Source organism: Neorhizobium sp. R1-B, assembly GCF_004368875.1.
Classification (GTDB): Bacteria; Pseudomonadota; Alphaproteobacteria; order Rhizobiales; family Rhizobiaceae; genus Neorhizobium; species Neorhizobium huautlense.
In genome coordinates this window covers 139,892-164,577 of sequence record NZ_SOEM01000011.1, presented here as the reverse complement: position 1 = coordinate 164,577, position 24,686 = coordinate 139,892, and the positions used below count along the sequence as shown (strand labels likewise).

Annotated in this window: 12 protein-coding genes; 2 read left to right on the top strand and 10 right to left on the bottom strand. The window is 59.1% G+C overall.

Going from position 1 to position 24,686, the window contains the following annotated elements; genetic code table 11:
• Positions 1-63: 63 nt before the first annotated feature.
• The 4 genes from ispG to EDE05_RS16535 form a co-directional block, all read right to left on the bottom strand.
• Positions 64-1,314, bottom strand: a complete 1,251-nt coding sequence (gene ispG, locus EDE05_RS16550; RefSeq protein ID WP_132411344.1) for a flavodoxin-dependent (E)-4-hydroxy-3-methylbut-2-enyl-diphosphate synthase — start codon at positions 1,312-1,314, stop codon at positions 64-66.
• 129 nt (positions 1,315-1,443) lie between these two features.
• A complete protein-coding gene (locus EDE05_RS16545; RefSeq protein WP_132411342.1) occupies positions 1,444-2,634 on the bottom strand; it encodes an MFS transporter in 1,191 nt (396 codons plus the stop codon).
• A 217-nt stretch (positions 2,635-2,851) separates the two neighbouring features.
• On the bottom strand, positions 2,852-6,313 hold the full coding sequence (gene pyc, locus EDE05_RS16540) for a pyruvate carboxylase (RefSeq protein ID WP_132411340.1): 3,462 nt from the start codon (positions 6,311-6,313) through the stop codon (positions 2,852-2,854).
• 128 nt (positions 6,314-6,441) lie between these two features.
• Complete coding sequence (locus tag EDE05_RS16535; protein ID WP_132411338.1) at positions 6,442-7,182, bottom strand: LuxR family transcriptional regulator; 741 nt, start codon at positions 7,180-7,182, stop codon at positions 6,442-6,444.
• A 306-nt stretch (positions 7,183-7,488) separates the two neighbouring features.
• Here EDE05_RS16535 and EDE05_RS16530 point away from each other — a divergent pair, with 306 nt between their 5' ends.
• Positions 7,489-9,258 carry a glucan ABC transporter ATP-binding protein/ permease gene (locus tag EDE05_RS16530; RefSeq protein ID WP_105374644.1) on the top strand — a complete coding sequence of 590 codons (1,770 nt, stop codon included), beginning with the start codon at positions 7,489-7,491 and terminating at the stop codon, positions 9,256-9,258.
• Positions 9,259-9,334: 76 nt separating this feature from the next.
• Here EDE05_RS16530 and EDE05_RS16525 read toward each other — a convergent pair whose 3' ends face one another.
• Complete coding sequence (locus EDE05_RS16525; RefSeq protein ID WP_132411336.1) at positions 9,335-17,830, bottom strand: glucoamylase family protein; 8,496 nt, start codon at positions 17,828-17,830, stop codon at positions 9,335-9,337.
• A gap of 406 nt (positions 17,831-18,236) precedes the next feature.
• On the opposite strand from EDE05_RS16525, the gene EDE05_RS16520 reads away from it, so the two are divergent.
• Positions 18,237-19,400: a M20 aminoacylase family protein gene (locus EDE05_RS16520; protein WP_245505148.1), complete on the top strand. Its 1,164-nt coding sequence runs from the start codon at positions 18,237-18,239 to the stop codon at positions 19,398-19,400.
• Positions 19,401-19,473: 73 nt separating this feature from the next.
• Here the strand turns inward: EDE05_RS16520 and EDE05_RS27420 are convergent, their stop codons facing one another.
• From EDE05_RS27420 to EDE05_RS16500, 5 genes are all read right to left on the bottom strand, one after another.
• Positions 19,474-19,608, bottom strand: coding sequence for a hypothetical protein (locus EDE05_RS27420; protein WP_281033654.1), 135 nt, complete (start codon positions 19,606-19,608; stop codon positions 19,474-19,476).
• A 176-nt stretch (positions 19,609-19,784) separates the two neighbouring features.
• Positions 19,785-20,759, bottom strand: coding sequence for a threonine/serine dehydratase (locus EDE05_RS16515; RefSeq protein WP_132411334.1), 975 nt, complete (start codon positions 20,757-20,759; stop codon positions 19,785-19,787).
• 80 nt (positions 20,760-20,839) lie between these two features.
• Positions 20,840-21,670, bottom strand: a complete 831-nt coding sequence (locus EDE05_RS16510) for an endonuclease/exonuclease/phosphatase family protein (protein ID WP_134101957.1) — start codon at positions 21,668-21,670, stop codon at positions 20,840-20,842.
• A gap of 73 nt (positions 21,671-21,743) precedes the next feature.
• Positions 21,744-23,204, bottom strand: a complete 1,461-nt coding sequence (locus EDE05_RS16505) for a phosphatidylserine/phosphatidylglycerophosphate/cardiolipin synthase family protein (protein WP_132411330.1) — start codon at positions 23,202-23,204, stop codon at positions 21,744-21,746.
• Between the two features lie 74 nt (positions 23,205-23,278).
• Positions 23,279-24,634 (bottom strand): aspartate aminotransferase family protein, encoded by a 1,356-nt coding sequence (locus tag EDE05_RS16500; protein ID WP_105373081.1) that lies wholly within the window; start codon positions 24,632-24,634, stop codon positions 23,279-23,281.
• Positions 24,635-24,686: the final 52 nt, after the last annotated feature.

Here is a 24,686-nt window from a genome sequence, read left to right as displayed (position 1 = left end):
CCGGGACTGACCAACCTCGTCGACGATTGCAACGTGTTGGCGTGGCGGCTCTTGGGAACCAAATTACTCTGCAGCCGAGCGGTGCCCGAAGCGCTGTTCGATATACTCGATGACGAGTTTCTCGAAATCGGCGGCGATATTCGGGCCGCGCAGCGTCATAGCCTTCTGGCCATCGATGAAAACCGGTGCCGCCGGCGTCTCGCCGGTGCCGGGCAGCGAAATCCCGATATCGGCATGCTTGCTTTCGCCGGGCCCGTTGACGATGCAGCCCATGACGGCGACGTTAAGCGCTTCGACGCCTGGATATTTCTCGCGCCAGACCGGCATGTTCTTGCGGATGTCGTTCTGGATGTTCTGCGCCAGCTCCTGGAAAACTGTCGACGTCGTGCGGCCGCAACCGGGACAGGCCGCGACCACCGGCACGAACTGGCGGAAGCCCATGACCTGCAGCAGTTCCTGCGCCACCTGAACCTCGCGGGTGCGGTCGCCGTTCGGCTCCGGCGTCAGCGAGACCCGGATCGTGTCGCCGATCCCATGCTGCAGCACATAACCCATTGCCGCAGACGAGGCGACGATGCCTTTCGATCCCATGCCGGCTTCGGTGAGGCCAAGGTGCAACGCGTGGTTGGAGCGCTCGGCAAGCATGGAATAGACAGCGATCAGGTCCTGCACCTGGCTGACCTTAGCCGACAGAATGATTCGGTTGCGTGGCAGGCCGATCTGCTCGGCAAGCTCTGCGGAAATTAGCGCGGATTGGACGATGGCCTCATGCATGACCTGACGGGCGGAAAGCGGCGAACCCTCGGTGGCGTTGCGGTCCATCAACGTGGTCAGGAGATCCTGGTCGAGCGAACCCCAGTTGACGCCGATGCGCACCGGCTTGTCGTAGCGGATCGCCATCTCGATGATGTCGCCGAACTGCTTGTCCTTTTTGTCCTTGAAACCGACATTGCCCGGATTGATGCGATATTTAGCCAGCGCTTTGGCGCAGGCCGGATGGTCGGCAAGCAGCTTATGGCCGATATAGTGGAAATCGCCGACCAACGGCACGTCCATGCCGAGCCGCAACAAGCGCTCGCGGATTTTTGGTACCGCTGCAGCACTCTCGTCACGGTCGACGGTGATGCGGACGATTTCCGAACCAGCCTTGTAGAGCGCGGCGACCTGCGCGACCGTCGCATCAATGTCGGCAGTATCCGTATTGGTCATCGACTGAACGACGACGGGCGCGCCGCCGCCGACGATGACGCCACCGACATCGACCGCAACGGTGGCACGCCGCGGCTTGGGATCATAATCGACGGGTGAGGACATGGAGCTTCTCGTCGCCTTGAAAATAGGAGCGCCTTTCAGGTGGCGTATGGTTTGCGGGTTGTCAACCGGCCCGCCACGCACTTTATCGCAGCAGGCGCTCTTCTTCCATCAGCGCGCGATTGCGCCTTTTTAGTGATGGGCGTTGTCGGCGTGCCTTGCAAGCGGTGACAGCAGCAAGGCCACTGCGATCAGGATGGAGAGGGCTGCAAAGATCACAGCAAGCCCGGTGTGCTCGGCAATGAAGCCGATTGCCGACGGCGCCACGAGAATGCCGGAATATCCCATCGTCGTAACGACCGAGAGACCGACACCGGGTGCCATCCCGGGCAGGTTGCCGGCGGCGGAAAAGGCGATCGGCACAATGTTGGAAATGCCAATACCCGTCAGCGCAAAGCCCGCGATCGCCATTGCCGTATTCTCGGCAAAGCCGATCAACAGCAGACCAAGGATTGCAATCACTGAACAGACGCGAAGCGTCATGACGGCGCCGAACCGGTCGCGGATGAGGTCACCCGCAAAACGCATCGCCGCCATGGTCAGAGAGAAAGCAGCGAACGCGAAACCGGACAGCGTGACGGAGGCCGCAAGTTCGTTACGGAGATAAAGCGCACCCCAGTCGAGGATGGCGCCTTCCGGTATCATGCAGAACAGGGCCATGATGCCAAGGAGCCAGGGAAGCGGCGAAAGCGGCAGGCGACTCTTGCCATGATGCCCCTCGTCGGGATGCGGTGCGTCATGCAACACCGTCCGCCAAGCCGCGACGATCATCAGCGCCGCCAGTGCTGTGACGAGGATCGCATGGGGGGAAACCCCTATATGCTCGATCAGGAAGCCGCCGGTCGAGGAGCCGATCAGGCCGCCTAAGCTCCAGAAGGCGTGGCAGGAGGACATGATGGCACGCCGCATGCGCTTCTCGACCGACACCGCATTCGCATTCATCGCGACATCCATTGCCCCGATCAGGCCCCCAAAAAGGAAGATGGCGATTGCCCCGGTCCAGATCCCGCCGACCCAGGTGAGAAACAGCAACGTCGGCGTGAGCAAAACCGCCGTCCATTTGGAAACCTGGCTCGATCCGAAGCGGGCGATCTGGCTGCCGGCGAGCGGCATCATCACGATCGATCCGAGCCCGAATGTCAGGATCATCAACCCGAGAGCCCCTTCGTCCAGGCTGAGACGGCTTGCAAATTCCGGAATTTTTGGAGCCCATGCGCCCACCATGAAGCCGTTCATCAGGAACAGCAGCGATACGCCTACCCTTTCGCGGGTAATGAATTTTTCAGACCGAATAGGAGGGTTGAGAGGTGCGCGAGTATCCATACGTCCAATCCTTCTGGTTGTCGCGACCATATTTAAATCGATTGAAATTGCAACGGCGCATTGGCGGCCCGTCTCTCACAAATTATGTGCGAACGAAACCGGCGACGATCCAAAAGGTTCTCAGGATTGGCCGCAGGACAAAAGATTGGAGGCGCCATTCCGAATGGATGGCGCCTCTGGCCTCGATGCATTTCAAGAAATAACGTCAGTAAAAGAATCAGCCGCCGTAAACGATCAGCAGATCCTTTGCATCGATCTGGTCGCCAGCCTTGACAAGGACCTCAGCGATCACGCCGTCCTTTTCCGCATGAAGCGCGGTCTCCATCTTCATCGCTTCGATAGAGAGCAACACGTCGCCAGCCTTGACCGATTGGCCGGTGGAGACGGCGACTGTCGAGATCACGCCAGGCATGGGCGCGCCGAGATGCAGACCATTGCCAAGCTCAGCCTTGCGGCGAATCGCGCCCCCGGATGCGCCATGCGCCCGGTCCGGCACCTTGATGCGGCGCGGCTGACCGTTCAGTTCGAAGAAGGCCGTCACCATGCCCTGCGCATCGGTAGCGCTCATCGCCTGGTTGACGATGACCAGCGTCTTGCCTTTCTCGATATCCGCAAACAGTTCCTCGCCATCTTTCAGCCCGTAGAAATACGCAGGTGTCGGCAGGACGGAAACCGGTCCATAGGTATCGATCGCCAAGGCAAAGTCGGTAAACACCTTGGGATACATAAGATAGGAAGCGAATTCGAAGTCGTCGATCTTTCTGCCGAGCTTCTCCTCGATGACCTTGCGTTCTGCATCGAGATCGGCTTCCGCCAGCAGCGAGCCCGGACGCGCTGTATAGGGCTCTTCGCCCTTCAGCGCCTTCTTCTGCAACGCTTCCGGCCAACCGGACGGCGGCTGGCCAAGATCGCCCTTCAGCATGGAAACGACCGATTCCGGAAAGGCGATATCCTTGGCTGGGTTCTCGACATCGGCCACCGTCAGGTCCTGGGAGACCATCATCAGCGCCATGTCGCCGACGACCTTCGAGGACGGCGTCACCTTGACGATGTCGCCGAACATTTGGTTCACGTCGGCATAGGTCTGGGCGACCTTATGCCATTTCGTTTCAAGGCCGAGCGAGCGGGCCTGCTCCTTGAGATTGGTGAACTGGCCCCCCGGCATTTCATGGAGATAGACTTCGGAAGCCGGTCCCTTGAGATCGCTTTCAAAGGCTGCATATTGGCCCCGCACCGCTTCCCAATAGAAGGAGATGCGGCGGATCCATTCCGGATCAAGACCCGGGTCACGCTCGGTGCCCGACAGCGCCTCGACGATCGATCCGAGGCACGGCTGCGAGGTATTGCCAGATAGCGCATCCATGGCGGCATCGACGGCATCGACGCCTGCGTCGACTGCGGCAAGCACGGTGGCAGCAGATATGCCGGACGTGTCATGCGTATGAAAGTGGATCGGCAGGCTGGTGGCCTCGCGCAGCGCCTTGAACAGGACGCGAGCGGCGGCGGGCTTCAGAAGGCCTGCCATATCCTTCAGCGCGATGATATGGGCACCTGCCTTTTCCAGTTCCTCGGCCAAAGCGACGTAATATTTGAGGTCGTATTTCGGCCGGGCAGAGTTCAGGAGGTCGCCCGTATAGCAGATCGCCGCTTCACAGAGCCTGTTTTCCTCCTGAACGGCATCCATCGAGACACGCATGTTCTCGACCCAGTTCAGGCAATCGAAAACGCGGAAGAGATCGATGCCGCCTTTCGCCGCTTGGCGGACAAAATATTTGACGACGTTATCAGGATAGTTCTTGTAGCCAACGCCGTTGGCTCCGCGCAAAAGCATCTGCAGGAGCAGGTTCGGAGCCCCCTCGCGGATCAACGCCAACCGCTCCCAGGGGTCTTCGGTCAGGAAGCGCATCGAGACATCGAAGGTCGCCCCGCCCCAGCACTCCAGCGAAAAGAGAGTGGGAAGCGCCCGTGCATATACGCCGGCGACGCGGGCGATATCATACGTGCGCATCCGGGTCGCGAGCAACGATTGATGTCCGTCACGCATCGTCGTGTCGGTCATCAGCACGCGCTGTTCACTTCGCATCCATTCGGCGAACTTCTTCGGACCAAGGGCATCGAGGCGTTGTTTCGTGCCGTCTGGGATATCACCGTTGATGTAAGGGATGATCGGCTTTGCCATCTGTTCTGAAGGCACTGGCCGGCCCTTGGTTTCCGGATGGCCGTTCACCGTTACGTCGGCAAGATAGGTCAGCAGCTTGGTTGCGCGATCCTGCCGTTTGACCTGCTCGAAGAGCTCAGGCGTCGTGTCGATGAACCGCGTCGTATAGGAATTGTCGCGAAACTTCGGGTGACCGATGATCGCTTCGAGGAAGGTGAGATTGGTCGCCACGCCGCGAATCCGGAACTCGCGCAGCGCCCGATCCATGCGGCTGATCGCCTCCTGCGGCGTCGAGCCGGCGGCTGTCACCTTGACCAGCAACGGGTCATAATAGCGGGTGATGACCGCGCCCGAATAGGCCGTGCCGCCATCGAGGCGGATGCCGAAGCCGGCCGCCGAACGATAGGCGGTGATACGGCCGTAGTCCGGAATGAAATTGTGCTCGGGATCTTCCGTTGTGATGCGGCACTGGAGCGCATGACCGTTGAGGCGGATATTTTCCTGGGTCGGTACGCCCGATTCCGGCGTGCCGATCGCAAAGCCTTCGAGGATATGAATCTGCGCCTTGACGATATCGATGCCGGTGACAACTTCGGTCACCGTATGCTCGACCTGGATACGCGGATTGACTTCGATGAAGTAGAATTTGCCGGTTTCGGCATCCATCAGATACTCGACCGTGCCGGCGCCGATATAATTCGTCGCCTTGGCGATCTTCAGCGAATAGTCGGCCAATTCCTGCCGCTGCGCTTCCGACAGATAGGGGGCCGGGGCACGTTCCACGACCTTCTGGTTGCGCCGCTGGATCGAACAGTCTCGCTCGAAAAGATGCACGGCATTGCCGTGGGTATCGCCGAGAATCTGGCTCTCCACGTGGCGTGCCCGCTCCACGAGCTTTTCCAGATAGACCTCGTCCTTGCCGAAGGCAGCCATGGCCTCGCGCTTGGCTTCAGTCACCTCGCGGGCGAGATCTGCTTCGGCGCGGATGACGCGCATTCCGCGCCCGCCGCCGCCCCAAGAGGCTTTCAGCATCACCGGATAGCCGATCGTCGCTGCCATTCTGGCCACTTCCGCCAAGTCATCCGGCAGGGGCTCCGTTGCCGGAACGACCGGTACGCCGACTGAAATCGCCAGATTGCGGGCAGCCACCTTGTTGCCGAGCTGACGCATCGTCTCGGCCCTCGGGCCGATGAAGGTGATACCGGCAGCGTCGCAGGCTTCGACAAATTCCGGGCTCTCCGAAAGAAGCCCATATCCGGGATGGATGGCGTCCGCGCCGGACAATTTGGCAACGCGGATAATTTCGGGGATAGAGAGATAACTTTCGATCGGGCCCAGGTCCCGCGGAAGATGCGGGCCGCGGCCAACCTGATAGCTTTCGTCGGCTTTGAAACGGTGCAGCGAGAGTTTGTCCTCCTCCGCCCAGATCGCAACCGTTTTAATACCCAGTTCGTTCGCAGCCCGAAAAACGCGGATCGCAATTTCAGACCGGTTGGCAACGAGAATCTTCGAAATCGGCAAAACGGACCTCCCCAGGCGCCATCGAAATGCTGCACTGCGAAGAACCCATATCGCCTTAATCGCCTCAGTGCAATTTCCCTGGAAGCCTGGCGCTAAATTAATGTCATAATTCGGTCATCGGCGGTTGCTCAAGTCACCAATCCCATGCGGAAGGCAGAGGCAACGACATGCTGACGGTTCTTTGCCCGCAGCTTCTCCTGCAAACCGTTGATATACCAGTCGACGGTATGGCTGGATATCTCCAGCGACTTTGCGATTTCGTTGGAGGTCAAGCCCTCTGCAAGCAATCCGACGACTTCCATCTCTCGGCGCGTAAGCTGCGTGTCGACTTGGGTTGCGGCCTCAAGCGCTGCAGCCTCACCCCGCATCTCCATAAAGCGCCAGAAGACCTTTTTCGCTGCCGCATCGAAAAGCGCTATCTCCGCAGGCGAAAGATCGACGGGCCTGCCACCGACCGTCATCGTTCCCAGAAGCCCGTTACGACCATAGACCGGAAAGATGTAGCCGTCCTGTAGACCGTAACGAATTCCTTCCTGCATCATTCGTTGCATGCGCTGCCGGTGCGGATCGTTCCTGAGCGTAAAAAGCGCGTCGCGCCAGCGGAACGGCCTTTGGGCGATGCTCAACATCCGGATGGTCGGATCAATGAGAACATATCTGCGGGTGACATACACCTGCGGCCAACCGCTGGGCCAACGGCCTGCCAACAGCAGGTCCATAGGATTTTCGTTGATCCGGGGCTGTATCAGCACGCCATAGTATTCAAAGCCATAGGCGGCCAGCAGGGATTCTAGCTGGGCCGTCAACTCCGCTTCCGCCTTGGTCTCGCCTGCCAATACCAGGAGCTGTATGATCAGCTGAATGTTCAAGACTGCCCCCGAAATGCCCATCTGGCGTCTTTGCTTGCGTGAAATTTCAGTTAATTCCCCGGGCCATAGTTGACCAGCATAGTTATCATTCGTTGAAGGTATACCGCAAAATTTAGCCTCTTGACGGCTTGAAAAGAGTTACTTCGGGGTTAGCCGGGAGGTCAGGTTTACAAAGGCTTGCCGTATAAGGAACATTTCTGGCAGAAGGGCTATTAATCGCCCGCTTCGTCGCGGAATTGCCGTTTCCGATCTTTAAGTACCAAGCACGACCGCAGTTGCGGCTCCATAAGAATGAGGTGGTATTCGTTGACGCTGTTCCAGGTTTACGCCCGAGCACTGAAATATCTGGCGAAGAACAAATGGCGGGTTACCGCAGTGGTTGTCGCCAATATCGTGCTCGCGATCATTACTATCGCCGAGCCGATCCTTTTCGGCCGAATCATCGATGCCATTTCCTCAGGTGGCAACGTTACCCCTGTGTTGATGCTCTGGGCTGGATTTGGTGTTTTCAATACAATCGCCTATGTGCTTGTTGCAAGGGAAGCTGACCGGCTTGCCCATGGCCGCCGCGCATCCTTGCTGACCGAAGCCTTCGGCCGAATCATCTCCATGCCGCTCGCGTGGCACAGCCAACGCGGTACGTCGAATGCTCTGCACACCCTACTGCGTGCCGCCGAAAGCCTGTTCGGTTTATGGCTCGAATTCATGCGCACGCATCTTGCCACGGCAGTCGCTTTGGTTCTCTTGGTTCCGACAGCCATCTCCATGGACTGGCGATTGAGCCTCGTGCTTCTGGTGCTGAGCATTCTCTACTGGATCATCGGCGTGACGGTGATGAATCGCACCAAGGAAGGGCAAGCCTCCGTTGAAAGCCACTACCACACAGTCTTTTCACATGTGAGCGACGCCATCAGCAACGTCTCGGTGCTGCATAGCTACAATCGAATTGAAGCAGAAACCAAGGCGCTAAAGAACTACACGAAAGACCTGCTCGCCGCCCAGTATCCGGTGCTCGATTGGTGGGCTCTTGCCAGTGCTTTGAATCGCACGGCCTCGACAGTATCGATGGGTGTTATTCTTGTGATCGGCACCGTGCTCGTCCAACAGGGCGAACTGCGTGTCGGGGACGTCGTCGCCTTTATCGGCTTTGCAAATCTTCTCATCGGGCGCCTCGATCTTCTGCGCCAGTTCGCCACGCAGATTTTTGAAGCCCGCGCCAAGCTCGAAGATTTTTTCGCACTTGAGGATTCGGTTGAGGAACGCGCTGAACCGGTCGATGCCGGTGAGCTCTCCGACGTTCGAGGCGAGGTGGAGTTTCGAAACGTCTCCTTCGGCTTCGCCAGCACGAGCCAGGGCGTCCACAACATCTCCTTCACCGCAAATGCCGGGGAGACGGTTGCGATCGTCGGCCCGACAGGTGCCGGCAAGACGACCCTTATCAACCTCCTGCAGCGGGTCTACGATCCCCAGGAGGGCAAGATCCTCATCGACGGCACCGATATCAGCAAGATCACGCGCAAATCGCTCCGCCAGTCCATTGCCACCGTGTTCCAGGACGCGGGACTGTTGAACCGTTCGATCAGCGAGAATATTCGCCTCGGGCGCGAGGGCGCCACCGAGGAGGATATCGCGAGAGCGGCCGAAGCAGCGGCGGCGACAGAGTTCATCGAAAGCCGGTTGGTCGGTTACGAGACCCCGGTCGGAGAGCGTGGCAATCGCCTCTCGGGCGGCGAACGGCAACGAATTGCCATTGCCCGCGCCATCCTCAAGAACGCACCTATCCTCGTTCTCGACGAGGCAACCAGTGCATTGGATGTGGAGACGGAGGCACGTGTGAAGGCCGCGATCGACAGGCTGCGCCAGGACCGTACCACCTTCATCATCGCCCACCGGCTCTCGACCGTTCGCGATGCCAACAAGGTGATCTTCCTCGACAATGGCCGGATCATCGAGATGGGCACCTATGACGAGCTCAGCCAGAGCGGTGGCCGTTTTGCTTCGCTTCTCAAGGCCAGCGGTATTCTCAATGACGAGGATGAGAAACAGCCCGAAGGGCCGCTGCCGCAAACGGCCTGAACCGTAGCGGACGACGCGACAAAGCCCGCCGTCATTTCCATGGCGGCGGGCTTTTTTGTTTCACCGTGACCTGATCTCAGTTGGTGAACTCAGTTACTCGTGTCGACGACGTATTGAGGAGGAACCCTTCTCCCTCGCTGACGGACTGCCCATTGATGGTGACTTTGCCACTTTCCACCGCGATCTTGTGCGCGACTTCATCAATGGTGATTTCAGCAGTGAAGCCGTTCCAGCCTGCCGGCAGCACGGGATTCACGAACAACCGGTCGCCTTGGCGCCGGATGCCGAGAATGCCTTCGACTGCAGCACGATAAAGCCAGCCGGCGGAACCCGTATACCAGCTCCAGCCGCCTCTGCCGGTATAGGAGCCGTGCCCATAGACGTCGGCGGCAACCACATAGGGTTCCACGCGATAGGTATCAGCCGCCTCACGGCTGAGCGCGTGATTGATCGGATTGAGGATCTGGAAGCATTTCCAGGCATCCTCTCCCCGCTTCAAAGCAGCAAGAGCCAGCACCACCCAGATCGCCGCGTGCGTATACTGGCCGCCGTTTTCGCGGACGCCGGGCGGATAGGCGCGGATATAGCCGGGATCTTTGCGCGTTTCCTGGAAAGGCGGGGCGAAGAGACGGATGATCCCTGCCTGCTCGTCAACGAGCTTTTCCAGAACGGCGTTCATCGCTTGGCTCGCCCGCTCGGGATCGCCTTCGCCCGAAAGCACGCTCCAGGACTGTGCCAGCGAATCGATCCGGCATTCGTCGCTCGAAATCGAGCCAAGCGGAGAACCGTCGTCGAAGTAACCGCGGCGGTAATAGCTCCCGTCCCAGCCCGCTTTCTCCAGCGCCTGCTTCAGAGTCTCCAGATGCGCCGTCCAGCTTTCGACACGCGGTTGGTCGTTTCGCTCGGAAGCGTATGGCAGGAAGCTCCGCAAGGCACTTGCCAGGAACCAGCCTAGCCAGACGCTCATACCGCGGCCGCCTATACCGACACGGTTCATGCCGTCGTTCCAGTCGCCGCCGAGGATCAAAGGCAGGCCTTTTTCCCCGGTGCGGGCAACGGCAATATCGAGTGCCTTGGCGGCATGCTCGTAAACGGTAGCCGTTTCTGAGGATATCTCCGGCTTGAAGAACGAGTCGTGCTTGTGTTTTTCGAGAATAGGACCTTCAAGAAAAGCAACCGGCTCATCCAGCAGCGATTTGTCGCCTGTCGCCGAGACGTATTGATGCGCCGCATAGGCGAGCCAGACCACGTCGTCCGAAATCATCGTGCGGACACCGGCGCCGGAATTCGGCAACCACCAATGTTGCACGTCGCCTTCGTGGAATTGGCGCGACGCGGCGTGAAGGATTTGATGCCGCGCCAGCGACGGCTCCTGAACCAAGAAGGCCAAAGTGTCCTGCAGTTGGTCGCGGAAGCCATAAGCTCCGGACGACTGATAGAAGGCGGTGCGCGCCATGATGCGGCAACCGAGCGCCTGATATGGAAGCCAGTGGTTGACCAGGTTATCGAGAGACTTGTCCGGCGTGGAAATCTTCAGGCGACCGGTAAATCCTCTCCAAAACTCGCGATTTGCGTCGAGAACCGTTTCGAAATCCTCTGCCCGCAGCTCGGCGACAAGCGCCCGAGCGTCTTCCTGGGTCTCGGCATCGCCCAGGAAGAAGGTTATCCTCTTCTCTTCGCCGGGCGCCAACTCGATGTCATAGGAGAGTGCCGCGCACGGATCGCCATCAAGATCGAGAGAACCGCTAAGAGCGGAAGCGGACACGACTGCCGCGGGCAGCTGTACCGAACCGAAGCGGCCGATGAATTCGCGCCGGCTTGTCGTAAAGCCGGATGGCATCTCCCGCATGGCCATGAAGGCAAAGCGGCGGTGGTCGATGCTGTAGGGATTCGTGGCAAAGAGCGTGCCCGCTTCCTCGTCGCGGGTAGACAGAATGAACGGGATGGTCCGGGCAGGATTGTTACCCAGCAGCCATTCCGCATATCCGTACACGCGCAGCCTGCGAACTTCGGAACCGATATTGCGGAGGAAGAACGACGTGAGCTTTGCCGGGCGCGTGCGGTCAACCGTCTGCGTCAGCTCGAGTTTCAAACCGTTGTCTTCTGATGCGAACACCGAATAGCCGAGCCCGTGCCGGGCTTCGAATTTTATTTCCGGCTTGCGCGACAGAGCCGCGAAGGGGGTCGACACAGTGCCGCTGTCCTGGTCGCAGACGTAGAAGGCCTCGCCCGGCCGATTGATGACCGGATCGTTGCTCCACGGCGTAAGCTGGTAGTCGCGAGAGTTCCGAGCCCAGGTGAAGCCTGCCCCTTCCGCCGACACATGGAAGCCGAACTTTTCGTTTGGGATCACGTTGATCCACGGCTGCGGGGTTGCCTGCCCGCCCCTGAGGCGCACGACATATTCGCCGCCGTCCTTTGAGAAGCCGCCATATCCGTTCCAGAACTCAAGGTCGGCAGGTGCTTCCGCCTCAGCGGGCGGCTGGAAGACTTCGCCGTTCAGCAGCGGACGCCGGTCTATCTCGATTACCTGATCCTTGGCGGGTGCGAAAATGGATGCTGTCCGGTTGAGCTGGTCACTGATCTTGCCGTTGCGCGCATGCAAAACGACGCGCGATGCGGCTACAAGACCTTCCGACGCCGTCTCGTCCAGGATGTCGCGGCGAAGGGAGAAGACATGCTGACGCTGCCCTTCCTGCTGACCGAGACGACGGGCATTCTCCGACAGATACTCGATCGCGTGCTGCATTTCCTGCGCATAGGAGGCCGCGCGTTCGTTGAAGATCACCAGATCCGAGATGACGCCACGCGAACGCAGGTATTCCTGAGCGCTCATCGCCTCCTTCGCGACCGCCATATCAGCATCGTCGTTGATACGCAGCGTGAAGATCGGGAAATCGCCCGAAATCGCCGAAGGCCACAGAGACGATTGCGGCTGCATTGAAGTCTGAATCGTCGCCTGGTCCGCCCGGAGCTGCATATCCGGATAGATCAGGTAACGCGCCAGATGCTGGAAGGCCGCGGCATCCTGGGACGATACGCCGAGATGGCGCATCTGCACCTGCGTACGGGTCCAAGCCTGCGTCAGTTCAGCCTGGAAAGCGTCCGGATGACGATACCGCTCGATCGCCTGGTCAAGTTCCTCGCGTTTGGGAGCGGCAATCGTCCAGAAGATGACGCTCACCTTCTTGCCCGCCGGTACCCTCACGACGCGGCGCAGCGACAGGATCGGGTCGAGCGTAAAGCCGTCCGTTCCGGAAAGCGTCGCGCCGGGGTCGAAGGCTGCCGCTTCCGCAAGCGTGCGACCACGGCCGAGGAACTTCCGTCTGTCGGTCTCGAACTCCGTGGGCCGTGCAGACCCTGCGTTGTCGGCAGCAAGATGCGCAATCACCATGTCGGGATCGCCGGGATTTCGCTTGTTGCGCCACGCCCGGATCACATCGCCGCGTTTGCCGATCTCGGTGCGGACAAACATCCGCGAAAAGACCGGGTGGGCATTGTCGTCATCTTCTGACGCCAGCACGGGCTCCATATAGGAGGTGACCTCGATGAAGCGGTCTTCCGTGCCCATGTTCAGCAAGGTCAGGCGGCGACCTTCCGCATCGTGCTCGGTCGCGACGATGCACTCCACGGTGCTGGTAAAATCGCCGATGGTCTTGTGGAACTCAGCGCGCTCGTCGCTGAATATCGCCTTGCTCGTCTCGCCCTCCGCACGACGGGGTTCCGACGTTGCAGACCACCATTCGCCGGTCGCGGTATCGCGAAGGAACAGGAACTGGCCCCATCGATCTTCCGTGGGATCCGGCTTCCACCGGGCAACCGACATGCCGTTCCAGCGGGAATAGCCGGAGCCGGTTGCGGTGAGCATCACCGAATAGTGACCATTCGACAGAAGAACCAGTTCGCGGTCTTTGGTCGCCGGATTGGTGATCGTGCGGATTTCTGGACGCAGCAGCTCGCCCTGACCCTTGCCAGGCGTTTCCTCGTGCTTTGCGCTCATGACCGGTATGTCGCGCGGAGCTTTTTCCTGCAGAAGCAGTTCGGCTGCCTCGATCACGGGATCGGAATGGAAGAATTCGCGCAGCAGACCGTTCATCACGACGTTGGCGATCGCAGCAATCGACATGCCGTGATGGTGCGCATAGTAGTTATACACCACCGCACAACGCTGCCCCTCCGGAACGCGGGTCGGCGTGAAGTCGACGGCGTCGTGGAAGCCAAACATGCCGAGCGCGCCGAGGGAGCGCAGCTCCGCCAGGTTTTCAGCAGCCGAGATTGGATCATATTGACTGGCGAGGATCGAGGCATAGGGAGCGATAACGGCGTTCTGGCCGAGCCCTCGCTTGAGACCGAGCGTCGGCACACCGAAATTCGTGTACTGATAGTTGAACAGATGATCGCGGGCGTTGAAGGCCGCTTCCGAAATGCCCCATGGCGTGCCAAGCCGCTTGCCGTGGTTCATCTGCTCCTTGACCACGAGATTGTTGGTCTGGTTCAGGATGCCCCCTTGCCGCTCCTGCATGACGAGCGGCGGCATCAGATATTCGAACATCGAGCCCGACCAGGAGACCAGGGCCCCCTGCGCACCGATCGGCACGACCTGACGACCCAGGCGATACCAGTGCTCCGTCGGCAGGTCACCCTTGGCGATCGCAAACAGGCTAGTCAGGCGGCATTCGGACGCCAGCAAATCATAGCAAGCTTCGTCCAATTCGTTGCTGTCGACACGATAACCGATCGAAAGCAGCCGGCGTTCCTTGCGGAACAGGAAGCTGAAGTCCATCGAGAACGCGATCGTCCGGGCACGGTCCCTCAACGCAGCCAGCCGCCCGCGCAGTGACTCCATATTGGAATTATCAAAGACGTTGTCGGCGATATGCGCTTCGCAAACGTTGACGAGGGATGCTGACCAGCGGGTTACCTCGTCACTCTGAACCGAACGAACCTCATGATCGAGATTGGTCGCCAGTTTCTGGATCTCACGCGCCAGAACCGTCAGGTTGATGATCCGGATCGAAGCAAACTCGTGCTCCCGTTTGACGGCGGCAAGCGCGTTTCCGAAGCCGGCGATGCGCTCCTCAAGCCGGCGGCGCAACGGGCGCACTGTCTTGCGGTCATCGGGCAGAGCGGTCAACGTTTCGGCGAGGATGCCGGCGACATCGCCGATACCATCGAGATTGCCCTGCAGGTGAGCTGACGGCGCTTCGGCCCACATGCGGCAGGCGGATGAAATCGCAATCAGATGACCGGCAAGATTGCCGCTGTCGACTGCCGAGATATAGGGTTGGCCAAGCGGCTTCAGCGTATCGCTATGATACCAGTTGTACAGATGCCCACGGAATTTCTCCATTTTTTCGATCGTCGAGATCGTCTGCTCGAGACGCTCGATCGTATCCGTGAAGCTGATCCAGCCAAAATGGCGCGCCGAGATCGTCGACAGCAAGTAGACCCCGATATTGGTGGGCGAAGTGCGCTTGGCGATGATCGGATCCGGGCGTTCCTGGAAATTGTCCGGCGGCAGGTAGTTCTGCTCGAGCGTTACAAAGGTCTCGAAATACCGCCAGGTGCGGCGAGCGATCTTGCGCAGTTCAACGGAGACCGTATCCGGAACGAAAAGGCGATCTTCCGTTTCCGCCGACTGGCTCACATACCATGCAACGAGCGGCGAGAAGATCCAGAGCACCGCGAAGGGAATGCCCACCAGGAACGCGTTGTCGCCGGGCAAAGCTGAGAGAATGATGCTGAGAACGGCAATCGTGGGCGCGTGCCACATCGCGCGATAGTAATCCTGAGGGCTTCCCTGAGCGCTCGACTGGATCGATGCGGCCGTACGCCATTCCAGCATCAGCTTGCGGCTGAAGAACAACCGGTAGAGGGAGCGAGCGGTCGCGTCCGTCATGATGCAGGCGGTATCGGCAATGAAGACGATGCGAAGCGCAACCTGAGCGTTGGCCGAGCGCATATCCGACCAGAGCGAATAGAAATGCGCTCCGGGCACGATATCAGTCGAGCGAGGCAGCAGACCAGTCACCAGAGAAAGCGTCGGTGCCACAAAGAGCAGGAAAATCAGCAGGATCTGCCAGATCAACGCACCGAGCGGGTCCATGAAATACCAGCCTAGAACCGATGCGAAGAACCAGGCGATCGGAGTAAGCGAGCGACGCAGATTGTCGATCATTTTCCAGCGGCCGAGTGCAGTCACGCCGCGCGTCGGATCGAGAATATAGGGAAGCAACTGCCAGTCGCCACGGGCCCAGCGATGCTGACGGGAAACCTCGACCTCGTATCGAACCGGGAAGTCTTCGACCAGTTCAACGTCGGTGATGAGCGCGCAGCGCGCGAACGAACCTTCCAGAAGGTCGTGCGAAAGGACGGAATTTTCGTCGATCCGGCCTTTGAGCGATGCTTCGAAAGCATCGACATGATAGAGGCCTTTACCGGTAAACGTGCCCTCGCCGGTCAAATCCTGATAAACGTCGGACACCGTGAAGACATAGGGATCCAGCCCTCGGCCGACAGAGAAGACGCGCTGGAAGACGGATGCCTCCTTACCGGTCGTCAGCGATGGCGTGACGCGCGGTTGCATCAGCCCATAACCATGGATCACGCGATTGCTCTTCGGATCGAGCACCGGCCGGTTGATCGGGTGATGCATTTTGCCGACGAGCTTCGTCACCGCATCCCGCATCAGGCGCGTATCGGCGTCGAGCGTCATGACGTATTGGACGTCCGCGGGAACCATGTTGGCGCCCGGCAGATAGGTTGTATCCTGGTCACCCCGAAGCAGCAGGTTCAGTTCGTGCAGCTTTCCGCGCTTGCGCTCCCAGCCCATCCACGCGCCTTCGTTCGGATTGAAGAGGCGACGCCGATGCAGGAGATAGAAACGCGTCTTGCCGTCATGAGCATATTTGGCGCTGAGTGCCGCAATCTCGCGCTTGGCATAGTCGAGGATTTCCAGATCCGCATCCGTCTCCTCGAGCTTGCTGTCACGCCAATCGCTCAAAAGCGCGAAGTAGATTTCACCGCGCGGGTTGGCGAGATAATGGACTTCGAGGTTGCGCACGAGCTCGTCAACCGTGTCGCGGTCGGTGATCAGGCAGGGCACGGCGACGAGCGTTCTGGCGTCGTCAGGAATGCCTTCCTTGAATTCATAGCCCACAAGGCGGGCCGGACGCACCACATAGGTCACGAGCGTATTGAAGAGGCCGGTGGCACCTTCCGAAGCAGGGAGGGCGAACATCAGCAGAAAGAAGAACACGACCGGCAGCGGCATATTCGCCTGGACGAGGAACCAGCCGGCAATTGCCATCGCCAGCACGGTCAGGAATATGACCGGACCCGCAATTGCGAACCAGTTGAGCCGTCGAACAAGACGGACCGTCTGCTGCACGATAAGCGGCTTGTAACCGACTGCAGCTTCCAGTTCCCTGCGCCGGCGTCCGACGATGAAGGCGCCGATATTGCTTTCGCGTGGATCGTCGCTTTCCCCGGCTGCTTGCTCTGCAAGGCTGATGGCCGCATTGGCGACCTCGCTTTCGCTCCTGCGGGAGCGGCGGGCGATCTGTTCGATACGGTTGCGGTAGGCGTTTCGCGAACCGAAATCGAGGGCTTCGTAATCCGTGCGGTCTCGGAAGATCTTGTCGATCTGCGAAACTTGTTCGAACCAGACGCTCCACTCCGTGTCATCGATGTGACGCAGGCTCTTGATGATATTGCCCATCGTCACATTGCCGGACGAAAGCCGGTTCTGTTCGGCGAGCATCACCTCTTCGACATCGGTGCCGGCCTGCTCGAGCCGCTGCTCCAGCCAGGTTACCGCAAAACCTGAGGTCTGGGAGGCATTGCGCAGACGATAAAGAAACTGGGTGATGAACGTGTTGTCGCTGGTGAGCGCCTCAATGCTCTTGAGCACATCCGCACTGGCGGCCTCGTCGTTCAGCCTGATGACTTCGTCGGCTACATCGTTCGCACGACGGCGCATGTTGCGGGAACGGTCGACGCGGGTGGCGATACGACGAAGGTTTTCGATTAGAACGAAGCGGATAAAAGACGGCAGAGCCCAGAGTTCACCGATCTCGAGCGGCTCTTCGACCTGGAATCCGTCGACCATGGCAGCCAGAGCGTCCTGTGAAACGCTGCTGTGGGTGTGGGCGACATAGAGCCATGCCACCGCGAGCACGCGGGGAATTTCCTGCCCCGCGACCGTCATCGTCGGAAGCTGCCGATAGAACTTTTTGGGGAAGTCGCGGCGGACTTCCTGGATCGCTTCCTCGACAATGTAATAATTGTCGAGAAGCCACTCGGCGGCGGGCGTGATCGACGCTCCGGCATCCACATCCGCAGCGGTTGCGCGGTAGACCCGGAAGATTTCCTTCTCGTTCTCCTGATGGCGCTTGAAGAAGTCGAACTCCAGGAAACCGGGTAGGCTGGAAGTGCCCTCCTTGCCGAGCTTTTCGCCGCACTCCCTCAACGCGTCTATGTTGAAATAAGTCGAACGGATCGAATCGTTATGATCGATCTGCTTGGCTTCGGTATCGCGCGAGGAAGCTGGCTGCGGATTCTGAAAGGACATGGACACGGGCTTCTGGGTGAGAAAACTTTAAGGGTTCGTCGGCCTCGCCTTACTCGGCCTGCATTGGAAGCGCCAGTCATCATTTTGATTATGGTGACTGGCCCGACGCAAATTCGCGAAGAGGGGAAATAGAGGGCAGTAACGATATTGCAAATAACTGACCAAAATCTATTGCCCGCTTCTGGCGGATTAACACATCAACGCCTCTAATGGCGCAAGCCTGAATGAAAGCTGAACAACAGCAGGGCCTTGATAAGACGGAAGATTCACCTTCGGCGACGACCACGGGCCGCCCACACGAAATTTGATCCGGAACTGGGTTACCTCCGTACGACGGCGCTGCTATCCATGGTGGAGCGGAAGGTTTTCAAGCGCCGCAGACAAACTAGCGAAGGCAGTTTTTGCGATGACGGTACAATTTTCAAACTACATGGCCGAGGTGGTGGCAACCCGCCGCTATCTTCATCAGCATCCGGAACTGGGACTTTCGGAGTTCAACACGTCCGATTTCGTGGCCCGGCAGCTCACGGAGTTCGGCTACGAAGTCACGCGCGGCCTCGCCAAGACCGGACTTGTAGCGACCTTGAAAAACGGCACAGGTAATCGGTCGGTCGGTATCCGCGCGGATATCGACGCCTTGCCGATCGAAGAAGAGACAGGCGCCGAATACGCCAGCAGGAACAAGGGTCTGATGCACGCCTGCGGGCATGACGGCCACACGGCGATGCTGCTCGGCGCGGCGAGGATTCTCGCTGAACGAAGGAATTTCGACGGTACGATCCATTTGATTTTTCAACCGGCAGAGGAAAATTTCGCCGGCGCAAAATTGATGATCGAGGACGGCCTGTTCGATCGCTTCCCCTGCGATGCAGTGTTCGGCCTTCACAACGACCCTACTTTGCCATTCGGAAAGATCGTTGTGAAGGAAGGACCGATACTGGCCGCTGCCGACGAGTGCCATATCGTCATCAACGGGCGGGGCGGCCACGGCGCGGAACCTCAATCGACATCCGATCCGATCGTCTGCGGCGCAAGCATCATCATGGCTCTCCAGACAATTGCCTCCCGGAATATCCATCCGCTCGACCCGGTGGTAATCACCGTCGGGTCTTTTCGTGGTGGTATGGCGAGCAACGTGATTCCGGAACGCGCCGAGATGCGCCTTACGATCCGGTCCTATGACCCTGCGGTGCGCGACAGACTGGAGGAACGTGTCCGCATGATAGCGCAAGGCCAGGCCGCAAGCTTCGGCATGACGGTCACGATCGACTACGAGCGCGGTTACGACGCGACGATCAACCATCCGGCCGAAACCGACTTTGTCCGCGAGCTGGCAAAAGGGATTCTCGGGGAAGAGAATGTCGAAGATCTGGAAAGGACATCGATGGGCAGCGAAGATTTTGGTTTCATGCTGAAAGAGCGTCCCGGCAGCTATTTCCTGCTGGGCACGAAGCGGACCGACAATGACCCGCCGTTGCATCATCCCCAGTTCGACTTCAATGATGAGGCGCTGCCGATCGGGACAAGCTTTTGGGTAGAACTCGCGGAAGCGTATCTGCCGGCGAAATAGCCTTGAAGAACAAAACACCTCCCGAGCCGGCGGAGCGCGGGAGGTGTCGCACAGTCTTGGGAAGACCGGAAGCTTACGGAAAGAGCCCAAGCACTACGGCGCCGACGAAGATGAAGGCTGCGGAAACCAGTGCGGTATTGGCTGCCCACTGCCATTTGCTGGCGCTACCAACGGGAAAGGACCGTGTCTGATGTTGTAGCTGGCGCATAAATGCCTCCCGGGTTCTGGTGCCGCCCTTTGCGAGCGTTCTCTATGCTACCTTATCTCGATAAACCCGATAGAGATAATGTTTCACTCAGCTATGCGTTCCGTAGAAAATCCTTTTTTCTTAACGAGCATTCCAAGGGATTAACGGTTTGTTATTCCCTGAGCCTCGTATCGCTTCTAAATTGCACTCTGGTCGAGGGCCAGACGAAAGACATTCGGGTCAATATTCCCGCCCGAGCAAATGGCTATCACCGTTTCCCCCAGCGTTTCCCCATGGAACAGCGCTGCGGCCAAGGCTACAGCACCTCCTGGTTCCACGACGATCTTAAGGCGGTTGAAGGCTAGCGCCACCGCATGAAGCGCTTCACTTTCCGTCACCACAAGGCCCGAACCGCAAAGCCGCGACATGATTGGAAAAGTAATGGCACCTGGCTGGGGGGTGATGATTGCATCGCAAAGCGAGCCCGACTGGGTAGAATTACGCTCAATCTTCCCGGACGCCAGGGAACGCGTGACATCGTCGAAGCCTTCCGGTTCGCACGGATGCACCACAAAATCGGGGGCTTTGGCTTCCAGGGCCAAGGAGACACCCGAAATAAACCCGCCGCCGCCGGTCGGCACCAGCACATCTGCCTTGTCGATGCCCAGTTCTTTCGCCTGCTCGGCGATTTCCAATCCGGCAGTGCCCTGCCCGGCAATCACATATGGCTCATCGAAAGGCTTGATGAGGGTGAGCTGACGCTCCTGCGACAATCGAGCGCCGATAGCATCTCGATCCTCGCTGGCGCGATCGTAAAGCACCACCTCGGCGCCATAGGCGCGGGTGTTGTCGATCTTGATGCGAGGTGCGTCGGACGGCATGACGATAACGCTCGGAACGCCATGGATCTTCGCCGCCAGCGCGACGCCTTGCGCATGGTTACCTGAAGAGAAGGCGATCACGCCTTTGGCACGCACCTCAGGCGAGAGAGCCGATATCGCCGACCAGGCGCCGCGGAACTTGAAGGAACCGGTATGCTGCAGACATTCCGGCTTCACGAATATGCGCCGCCCTGCAATCTCATCGAGGAATGGAGAAGACAGCAACGGCGTGCGGCGCACCTGCCCATCCAATCGGGCCTGCGCGGCTTCGATCATGCTGATATCGGTCATATGGAAATTCCAAGGAAAGACGAAGCAGATGGCCGACAGCCTATCGACGCTTTCCGTCCTGGTAAAGGCTGTAGAACATATCAGCCGGCTTCAGCGTGATCGCTGGCAGGCAGCATGCCGAGCTTCAACACTGCCTTGATCGGCAGGTGGTCGGAAGCAAGCCTTGCGAGGGGCGTGTCGTGGGTCTCTACGGTGTCCAGCAGACCCGGCCGGTTCGCCATGATTCGATCAAGAGCCAGCACCGGCAAACGCGACGGAAAGCTCGGCACAGCCGCCGGCAAACCGAACACGCTCGCGAGCGTGTTGAGGGAGGACCGGTCTCCCCGCCGCCATTCGTTGAGATCGCCCATCAGAACGGTCGGCTGTTCATCACGCGATCGCAGGATGTCGATGATGACGCGGGCCTGCTGGTGTCGCGAGCGGTTGAGAAGCCCGAGATGGGCGGCGATGATGCGGAAGGCACTGCCGTCCTTCAATTCCAGTTCGGTGATAAGGGCCCCTCGTGGCTCGAGCCCCGGCAATTTGACCTGATGCACGTCGCGCACCAGCCCTTCACGAAAGAAGACAACATTGCCGTGCCAGCCATGCGCCTTGGCAACGCCGCTGATCGGAACAGGAAAGAGCCCGGTTTCACGCTCCATCCAGGCGAGGTCGAGCAGCCCGCGCCGTTCGCCGAAGCGGGTATCCGCCTCTTGAAGAGCGATCACGTCGGCGCCTATCTCGCGGATGACATGGCTGGTTCGAGCGGGATCGAACTTGCCGTCGATGCCCACGCATTTATGCACGTTATAGGAGGCAACCAGCATGCCCTTGGCCCGGTCATGCGGTGCATGGACGCCGGCTCCGCGGTCCTTGCGGGCGCGGATTGATGCCAGGATGTTTGTGGGAAGATTGGTGCGCTTTTCCCGCATGGTTCCGAAGGTTATTCGCAAAGAGGTGGATTATACGACAATCCGCTCATTGATCTAACATTTCCAGCTCAGTCTAAAGATAGGGTGACCCGAGCCATAGCACGCGCTCAATGAGACGTACCACAAAGGGTCTTGCCATCAACGCCTCAAGCGTCACTTCAGTTGCGGAGGAAATCGCCAGGTCGATCCTTCGCTCCAAAGCTACCACAAACGCGCAATCCAGAACTTCGAGATCCACCTCGAAATTAAGCCGAAGGGAGCGGGGATCGAGATTGGACGAGCCGACATAGCCCCACCGACCATCGATGGCCATGAGTTTCGAGTGATTGAAGGGACCGGAAGCTCGCCAGATCCGACAATGGTTTTTCAACATCTGGTCGAATTGCGCAGTCATCGCCCGGTCGACTAGAACGAGATTGTTGGCAGTCGGTACCACTATATCAACCGTTACACCTCGTCGCGCCGCAGTGACCAGCGCGGTGATCAGCTCCCGATCCGGCAAAAAATAAGGCGAGACAATACGGACGGAGGACCGCGCCACCGAAAAGGCGCCCATCAACATCTTGTGGTTCGTCTCCACGCTGCGGTCGGGGCCGGATGACACAGCTCGCACGAAGACGGCTTTTCCCGGCTCCGTTTCCGGCGGATCAAGAGCCCAGGCCTCCTCGTCCAACATCTCGTCGGTAGCGAACCGCCAATCGGCTGCCGCAATCGCGAAGAGATCGGCCACGACCGGACCGGTGACCCTGAAATGCGTATCGAAGGAGCACATGTCTCCGCTGAATTCGCTTGAAAAGCCTTCGCGGATGTTCATGCCGCCCGTAAAGGCTGTCTTGCCATCGATCACCAATATTTTCCGGTGCGTTCTGAGATTGGCATAGGGCAATCTAAGTCCCATGATGACATTGCCGTTGAAGACGTCGACGATGACGCCGCCGTCGCGCAACCGGCCGAGAACGCTCGGGACGGAATACCGAGCGCCAACCGCATCAATGAGGACACGGACCTCAACGCCGCGTTTCACGGCCTCGATCAAGGCGCGGGCGAAACGCTCACCGATCCTGTCGCGATCGAATATGTAGGTTTCCAGGATGATGCTTCGCTGAGCACCGTCGATGGCACTGAGCATCGCGCGATAGGCCTCGTCCCCGGTATCAAGCGCAATGATCAGATTGCTGGTCGTCAAGCGATGATGCGTCACACGATCGCCAAGCGTCTTCATGGCTACGAACCGGCGGCCGAATCCGTCGGCGACTAGGTCGTCCGTAGCATCATAAGAAGCGAAATGGGCACGAATCTCCCCCTGAAGCAGCGCGCGGCGATCACTGATGACGGTGCGTCGGATGCGGTTGATCCCAGCAATCAGGTAAAGCAGGGCTCCGATGATCGGGGAAAGGATGATGACGCCGACCCAGCCCACGGCCGAACGTACTTCCTCCTTTGTCATCGCGGCGTGAATTGCCGCCGCCGCCCCCGCCAGGACCGATGCAGTGAAGAGGATGTGCGGCCAATAGCCCTCGGCGAGATCAAGCATAACGCTCAATATAGGAGCGCAAGTGCTTTCCGCAATCGAGCCGGATCAAGAGGTTATCCAGATCCGGTACGATGTCAGGCGGCGAGCTGTTTCTGGAACAGGTCAAGCGAAGCTTCAAAGGTGTCGAAAATGGCGTCTACCTGCTGCTCGTTGACGATCATCGGTGGGCAAAGTGCCATGGAATCTCCGATCGCGCGGGAGATGAGGCCCTTTTCCACCATGATCGAAAACAGCTTCGGACCAAGCTGTCCGGCGGCAAAACCGTCACGCGGCTTCAACTCCAATGCGCCGATCAGGCCGACGCCGCGCGCTTCGATCGCCAGCGGATGGCCTTCCAGCGCCTTCAGGCGGCTCTGGAATTTCGGCGCCAAGGCCCGCACGTTACCGACGAGATCGCGCTCCTCTATGATCGCGATGTTTTCCAGCGCTACGGCGGCCGCCACTGGATGCCCCGCGGCCGTCACCCCATGGCCGAAGGTGCCGATCTTCGCCGATTCATCGGCGAGCGGTTGGTAGACGTTCTCGTTGATAAGCAGTGCCGAAATGGGTTGATAGGATGAGGAAATCTGCTTGGATAACGTCATGATATCCGGCTGAAGCCCGTATGTCGTCGTGCCGAACATCTCGCCAGTCCGGCCAAAACCGCAGATCACTTCATCGGCGATCAGAAGAACATCATATTTCTTCAACACCTTCTGGATCGCTTCCCAATAGCCGGCCAGCGGCACGATGACCCCGCCGGCACCCATGACCGGCTCACCGATAAAGGCCGCCACGGTTTCCGGGCCCTCCTTCAGGATCAGATCCTCAAGGTCCTTTGCGCAGCGCTCCACGAACGCTGCCTCGGTCTCGCCTTCCTGCTTGAAGGTGCGATAATGCGGGCAGGTCGTGTGGAAAATTCCGGGCAATGGAAGATCGAAGGAACGATGATTGTTCGGTAGGCCGGTCAGGCTCGCAGCTGCGATCGTCACCCCGTGATAACCCTTGATGCGGGAGATTATCTTCTTCTTTTCCGGTTTGCCGAGCGCATTGGAGCGGTACCAGACCATCTTGATCGCGGTATCGTTGGCCTCCGAGCCGGAATTGGTGAAGTAAGCCTTCGACATCGGAACCGGCGCCATCTGGATCAGCTTTTCGGCGAGCTCAATGGAAGGTCCGTGGCTGCGGGCCGTAAAAGTATGATAGTAAGGCAGCTTCGCCATCTGCCTGGTGGCCGCATCAACGAGACGGCTTTCGCCAAAGCCGACGGCGACGCTCCAAAGCCCTGCCATCGCTTCAATGTATTTCTTGCCGTTGTTGTCGTAGACGTAGATGCCTTCGCCGCGATCCATCACCAGGGAACCGTCCCGTTCCAATGCGCGGGCATTGGTATAGGAGTGAAGGTGATAAGCCTTGTCCCGGGCTTCGATGGAGTTCGGCTGAATAGTCACGGGTGACCTCCTTTGAGACATACCACGATAGATGGATTTTCATAGGAGCAAA